Origin of the sequence: Streptomyces sp. (assembly GCF_031181555.1) — a bacterium.
Taxonomy (GTDB): domain Bacteria; phylum Actinomycetota; class Actinomycetes; order Streptomycetales; family Streptomycetaceae; genus Streptomyces; species Streptomyces fimbriatus.
This window is the reverse complement of sequence record NZ_JAPSKQ010000247.1, coordinates 1-6,578: the sequence shown is the minus strand read 5'-3', so window position 1 is coordinate 6,578 and position 6,578 is coordinate 1. Positions and strand designations below refer to the sequence as shown.

Genomic DNA, 6,578 nt, shown 5'->3' with positions numbered 1-6,578 from the left:
CGACGACTACGGCTCCTCGTACCTGCCCCCGCACGTGTGGGCGTTCGCGGTGGGCTGGGCGCTGCTGGCCGGCGTGGTCGGCTTCGTCTACTTCTGGAAGGCAGAGGAGAGGTACGGCCGTGGCTGAGCACACCGACAAGCACACCGACGGGAAGGTCCCCACCGTCATCGCCGACGGTGTCGACATCGTCTACCGGGTGAACGGCACCGGTGCCGGACGCGGTTCCGCCACCGCCGCCCTCAACCGCATCCTGCGCCGCAGGCAGACCGAGAGGGCGTCCGGCGTGCGCCGGGTGCACGCGGTGCGGAACGTGTCCTTCGTCGCCTACCGGGGCGAGGCCATCGGCCTCATCGGCACCAACGGCTCGGGCAAGTCCACCCTGCTCAAGGCCGTCGCCGGACTGCTCCCGGTGGAGAACGGCCGCATCTACACCGACGGCCAGCCCTCCCTGCTCGGCGTCAACGCCGCCCTGATGAGCGACCTCACCGGCGAGCGCAACGTCCACCTCGGCGGGCTCGCGATGGGCATGTCCCGCGAGCAGATCAAGGAGCGCTACCAGGAGATCGTCGACTTCTCCGGGATCAACGAGAAGGGCGACTTCATCACCCTGCCGATGCGCACCTACTCCTCCGGCATGGCCGCCCGGCTGCGCTTCTCCATCGCCGCCGCCAAGGACCACGACGTCCTGATGATCGACGAGGCGCTGGCCACCGGCGACCGCTCCTTCCAGAAGCGCTCCGAGGCCCGGATCCGGGAGCTGCGCAAGCGGGCCGGGACGGTGTTCCTGGTCAGCCACAACAACAAGTCGATCCGCGACACCTGCGACCGCGTCCTGTGGCTGGAGCGCGGTGAGCTGCGCATGGACGGGCCGACCGACGAGGTGCTCAAGGAGTACGAGGCGTTCACCGGCGGCACGGACCGGCCCCGCAAGCCGAAGCCGAAGCCGAAGGCACAGCCGCAACCGCAGCAGCCGCGGCCCGGGCAGGTGCCGCTCCCTTCGTGAGGCACGCACCCGCGCGTCCCGGCGCCGCCTTCAGCCGTATTGATGCCAATATGACTGAAACGGAGTGACCCGCAGAGGAACGACCGGAGCGGCGACGAGCAGCCGAAGGAGTCCCGTGATGCCCGAGCTCAGCGTCATCGTCCACGGGCCGAACACCCAGGACCACCTGACCGGCCTCCTCGACTCGCTCGCCGCCCACCCCCACCCGGACACCGAGGTCGTCGTCGCCGCCGTCGGCGACTGGGCCCGCGAGACGGCCGAGCGGCACGCTCCCGGCGTCCAGGTGCTGCCCCTGCCCGACGGCACGTCCGACGCGGCGGCCCGGTCGGCGGGGGCGGCGCGGGCCACCGGCCGCTGGCTGCACTTCGTCCACGCCAAGGACGGCCTGCCGCCCGGCGGCCCGCGCACGATCGCCGAGCGCGCCGCCGGACTCCCCGACACCGTGGACGTCCTGCTGATCGACCACGTCCGCAGCACCTGGCGCACCAGTGGCCTGCCCTCCGCGGACGGTCCCCTGCTCGCCCGCGCGGGCCGCGCCGACCTCGCCCTCGACGACAGCGCCCACCTGCTGCGCCTGACCCCGCTGCTCGGCACCCGCGTCCTGCGCGCCGGCTTCTGGCGGGCGCACGAGGACCGCCTCACCACCGACGACGAGCCGCACGCGGCCCTCGCCGCCCTCCTGCTCGCCGAGCGCGTCGCCTGTCTGCCGCACGTCGCCCACGAGGACCGCCGGCTGCGGCCCGCCAGCCTCCCCCCGGTCACCCCCGAGCAGCACTACGCCCTCGTCGACCGCTACGAGGGCCTCCTCGACCTCACCCTCGGCCGCCCCGCCCCCTACACCGTGCTCTACGAGATCATGGTCCGGGACTGTCTGCGCACCTTCGCCCGCGGCGGCATGCCCGAGGACGTCGCCCGGGAGTTCTTCCACCGGGCCTCGATCGCCGCCCTGCGCCGCCGCCCCCAGGGGTACCGGCACCCCGCCGGCCTCGACGGCGTCCGCCGCTCGCTGCTCGAGGAGGGCGCCTACACCAGGTACCGCGCGTTCCAGGCCGCCAACCGCACCCGGCGCACCGTGCGGTCCACGGTGCGCACCGGCAGGCGGCAGCTCGGCGCCCGGGTCCGCGACCTCCAGTACCGCAAGGCGCTGCGCCGCCCGGTCGACCCCCACCTGGCGGTGTTCGCCGCCTACTGGAACCGCGGGGTCGCCTGCAACCCGGCCGCGATCGCCGCCAAGCTCGCCGAACTCGCCCCGCACATCCGTCCGGTGTGGGTGGTGACCGCCGAGAACGCGGCCCTGCTCCCGCCCGGCACCGACCACGTCGTCCCCGGCAGCCGCCGCTACGGGGAGGTGCTCGCCACCGCGAAGTACCTCGTCAACAACGTCAACTTCCCCAACGCGGTGGTCAAACGCCCCGAGGCCGTCCACCTCCAGACCCACCACGGCACCCCGCTCAAGCGCATGGGCCTGGACCAGATGCCGTTCCCGGCCGCCGCGCAGGGGCTGGATTTCGCCGCGCTGCTGGAGCGCGTCGACAAATGGGACTACAGCGTCTCCAGCAACAGCCACACCACCCGGATGTGGGAGCGGGCGTATCCGTCCCGGTACGTCTCGCTCGACCACGGCTATCCGCGCAACGACGTCTACTACACGGCCGGCGCCGACGACGTCCGCGCGGTCCGCGAGCGCCTCGGCATCGCACCCGGCCGCCGGGCCGTGCTGTACGCGCCCACCCACCGCGACTACGAGGCCGGCTGGACCCCGCGCCTGGACCTGGCCGGGCTCGCCGACCGCCTCGGCGAGGACACCGTCCTGCTGGTGCGCGGCCACTACTTCTACGACGGCGCCGCCTCCCCGCTGACCGGTCTGCGCCGCTCCGGCCGCATCGTGGACGTCTCGTCCTACGACCCGGTCGAGGAGCTGTGCCTGGCCGCCGACGCCCTGGTCACGGACTACTCGTCGATCATGTTCGACTACGCCAACCTCGACCGCCCCCTGGTGATCTACGCCGACGACTGGGAGACGTACCGCACCACCCGCGGCGTCTACTTCGACCTGATGGCCGAGGCGCCCGGCCCGGTGGCCCGCACCCAGGAGGAACTCACCGAGATCCTCACCACCGACGCCTGGCGCGACGAGGGCGCGGCGAAGGCACGGGCCGCCTTCCGGCGCCGGTTCTGCGAGTACGACGACGGCCGCGCCGCCGAACGCGTCGTACGCCGGGTCTTCCTCGGCCAGGACGAGGAGTCGCTGCCCCCGGTGCTGCCGGTCGAGGACCGCACCCCGGCGCCCAGCCCCGAGGAGGCATGCCCGTCATGACCACCGCCGGCACCCCCGACGTCACCGTGACGGTGATCGTGCACAACGACGCCGGGCGGCTCCCCCGCGCGGTCGAGTCCGTCCGCCGCCAGACCCACCGCAACCTCGAGATCGTCATCAGCGACGACCACTCGACGGACGACACCCCCCGGGTGGCGCGGGACCTCGCGGCCCGCGACCCCCGCATCCGGTGCCTGCGCCTGCCGCACAACAGCGGCGGGTGCAGCGCCCCGCGCAACCGCGCCCTGGAGATCGCGCGGGCGCCGTACCTGATGTTCCTCGACAGCGACGACGAACTCCCCGAGAACGCGGTCGAACTGCTGCTCGCCGCGCACCGCGAACGGGACATCGACTTCGCGATGGGCGCCGTCCGGCGGATCCGGGTGGACACCGGCCGCCCCTCCACCTGGATGCCGCACCTCGTGCGCGAACGCCGCACCCTGGACGGCATCGAGGCGGACCCGCGGCTGTTCTTCGAGCACCTGTCGACCAGCAAGATGTACGCCCGTGCCTTCCTCGACCGGCACGACCTGCGCTTCCCCGAGGGCATCCACTACGAGGACCAGCTGTTCTCGGCCCAGGCGTACTGCCTGGCGAAGACGTTCACGATCATCCCGGAACCGGTGTACCTCTGGTACATCGCCCCGTACGCGGCCTCGGACGCGGCCTCCATCTCCAACCAGCGGCACAAGCTCGCCAACGTGCGCGACCGCGTCCACGTCCAGCGCCTCATCGACGCCTTCCTGGCCGAGAGCGGGCACCAGGCACTGCGCGAGGACAAGGACCACAAGTTCCTCAAGCACGACTTCCGGATGTACGCGGGCGACCTGCCCCACCGGGACGAGGAGTGGCTGGCGGCCTTCGCGGACCTGGTGAACCCCTACCTGGACACGCTGTCCCCGGGCGCGTACGCCCGCCTCCCGCGCGCCGAACGGGTGGTGCTGCAACTCGTCCGCGACCGCCGCCTGTCCGAGGCCCGGCTGGCGGCCCGCGGTCTCGGCCACGGCGTCGCCCCGCGGCGGGTCACCACGGACGCGGACGGCCGCACCTACTGGGGCGAGGAGGTCCCCGCCTCCGCCGGCGCCCGCCGCGAACTGGACCTGACCGAGCTGGAGCTGGACACCCGCCCGTTCTTCGGCGCCCAGTTCCGCCACGAGATCACGGAGATCACCCGGGGCCCCGGCGCCGGTGTCGAGCTGGCCGTACGGACGTACGACCCGGCGCTGCGCCTGCCGGTCGGCCCCCAGCGCGCGGCCCTTCTCCTCACTCCCGGCCGGCGCCGCCTCACGGTCCCCTTCCGCCTCTCCCCCGTCCGCCCCGGCGTCTTCGAGGGCCGCGTCCGCGTCGACCTCGCGGCCGCGTCCCTCCCGCCGAGCGGCTTCGCCGGGGTGCGTCATCCACTGGTCCGCCTCACCCACCGGGGCCAGGCCAACACGGGGCTGCTGCTGGCCCCGCTCGGCTTCCCGGCCCTGACCGCCCGCGTCCCCTACCGCTCCGGCACGGCCCCGCACCGGGTCACGGTCGAGCCGGAGGGCCACGGTCCGGGCCGGCTCCAGGTGCGCTGGGAACCGGTCGGGATCACGGCGGGCGTGCTGCGGCCGGTGGCCCGCCGGGTGGCCCGGCCGGGGGTGCGCCGGGCGGCCCGCCTGGTGGCGAGCGCGCTGCGGTGAGGGCGACGGCGGGGTGAGGGCGGCTCAGGGCACCTCGTAGAGCACCTGCCCCTCCGGTCCCCGCGCCACCGCCCGCAGCCCGGCGTCGTCCAGGTCCCCGGACCCGTCCACCACCCAGCGCACCCCGTACTCCCGCTCGATGTCCCGCCGTACCCGCTCCGGCGTCCCCGGCGCGAAGTACTCCCGCGTGACCGCCGTCCGGCGTTCCTCGTCCGGCAGGAAGAAGTCGGGGTAGCCGGGAGCGACCGTGTACGGCCCGTACGCGGGGATCCGGCGGGCCGGGCCGGTCTCGGCCATGACCACGTCCCCGTACCCCACCCACGGCGTGATCCAGTGGTACCCCGTCCAGGGCGGCCCGTACCTGTCCCGGACCGCCTGCGGCAGGGCGTCGCGCGGGACCACGTACCCGAGCGTCCCCGCCTGGGCCCACGCCCCGACCGCGAGCGCCCCGGCGAGCAGGGCCGCCCGGCCGGCACGCACCCCGCGCCGCCCCGCCCGGACCGCCTCCAGCGCCGCCGCCAGCTGCGCCGGGATCAGCACGGCGGGCAGGGCGCGCCCCCACGAGAAGTGGCCGCTCAGCCGGCCCGCCACCACGACCAGCAGGCCCGACAGGAAGAACAGCACCAGCGGATCGCGCCGGTCCCGCCGCCACCGCGCGACCAGCGCGGCCACCCCGAGCAGCACCAGCCCGAACCGCGCGGCCAGGTCCTCGTACAGCACCCGGTGCACCGGCTCGAGGCCGGATCCGGCACCGAACAGCGCGAAGAAGTCGTAGTACGGCCACGCCCCCAGCACCACCGCCCCCAGCAGCAGCCCGGCGGCCGCCCGCGGCCACACCGCCCGCCCCGGACGCGCCGCCACCACGGCGGCGCACGCGCCCAGCGAGGCGACCACCCCCGAGAACTGGTGGCAGAGCAGGATCACCGCCCACAGCGCCCCCAGCCCGAGCCACGTCCCCCACCCGGCCCCGCCGCGCAGCGCCCCCGTCAGCCACGCCCAGAAGTGGAACGCGAGACCGAGGGTGAAGGTGCTCGGATACGCCACCGTCAGCGCGAGCGAGTTGAGCCCCGGGAAGCCGCTCCACAGGAACGGGGTCGTCCCCCACAGGAACAGCAGGCTCAGCAGGGCGAGCGCGGGGGCGGCCCGGTGCGCGCTCAGCGTCCGCACGTACCGCCGTACGCCGGTCACCAGCAGCACCAGTCCGACGACGGCGGCCAGGCGCAGGACGACGAACACGGACAGCCCGGTCACCCGGGCGACGGCGCCGAGCAGCAGCATCCACGGCGAGTAGTACGGGCTCGCCGTGTCCGCGTCGACCAGCGGGTTGCCGGGGTCGAGCGGGCTGTGCCGCAGGCGCTGCAGGGTCGCCGCGTGCATGCCCAGGTCGCCGACCCACGGGAGCCGCACGATCACCAGGACCATCAGGACGAGGACGAGCCCGGCGGCGGTCCGGGCCATCGCCCGTCCGGCGGCCGCCGGACGGGCGATGGCGGGCCGCCTGCCGGTCCTCGCGGGTACGGCGGACGATGAGGAGCGGACGGTCACACATGAGCCCTTGCCCGAAAAGGCGAGGTCTCCACGGGAACA

Annotated in this window: 4 protein-coding genes and 1 pseudogene; 4 read left to right on the top strand and 1 reads right to left on the bottom strand. The window is 74.3% G+C overall.

The genetic code is table 11. From position 1 onward, the window contains the following. The 4 genes and pseudogenes from RIM90_RS29665 to RIM90_RS29650 form a co-directional block, all read left to right on the top strand. A pseudogene (locus tag RIM90_RS29665) lies at positions 1-127 on the top strand (ABC transporter permease); the annotation flags it as partial. Continuing rightward, complete coding sequence (locus tag RIM90_RS29660; RefSeq protein ID WP_309063828.1) at positions 120-1,004, top strand: ABC transporter ATP-binding protein; 885 nt, start codon at positions 120-122, stop codon at positions 1,002-1,004. The pseudogene RIM90_RS29665 and the gene RIM90_RS29660, both read left to right, overlap by 8 nt. Positions 1,005-1,122: 118 nt before the next feature. Further along, complete coding sequence (locus tag RIM90_RS29655; protein ID WP_309063827.1) at positions 1,123-3,321, top strand: CDP-glycerol glycerophosphotransferase family protein; 2,199 nt, start codon at positions 1,123-1,125, stop codon at positions 3,319-3,321. Then, positions 3,309-4,991 carry a glycosyltransferase family 2 protein gene (locus tag RIM90_RS29650; RefSeq protein ID WP_309063826.1) on the top strand — a complete coding sequence of 561 codons (1,683 nt, stop codon included), beginning with the start codon at positions 3,309-3,311 and terminating at the stop codon, positions 4,989-4,991. The genes RIM90_RS29655 and RIM90_RS29650 overlap by 13 nt, the downstream gene beginning before the upstream one ends. A 24-nt stretch (positions 4,992-5,015) precedes the next feature. Here RIM90_RS29650 and RIM90_RS29645 read toward each other — a convergent pair whose 3' ends face one another. Beyond that, positions 5,016-6,536 carry a hypothetical protein gene (locus RIM90_RS29645; RefSeq protein WP_309063829.1) on the bottom strand — a complete coding sequence of 507 codons (1,521 nt, stop codon included), beginning with the start codon at positions 6,534-6,536 and terminating at the stop codon, positions 5,016-5,018. Between the last annotated feature and the right edge of the window lie 42 nt (positions 6,537-6,578).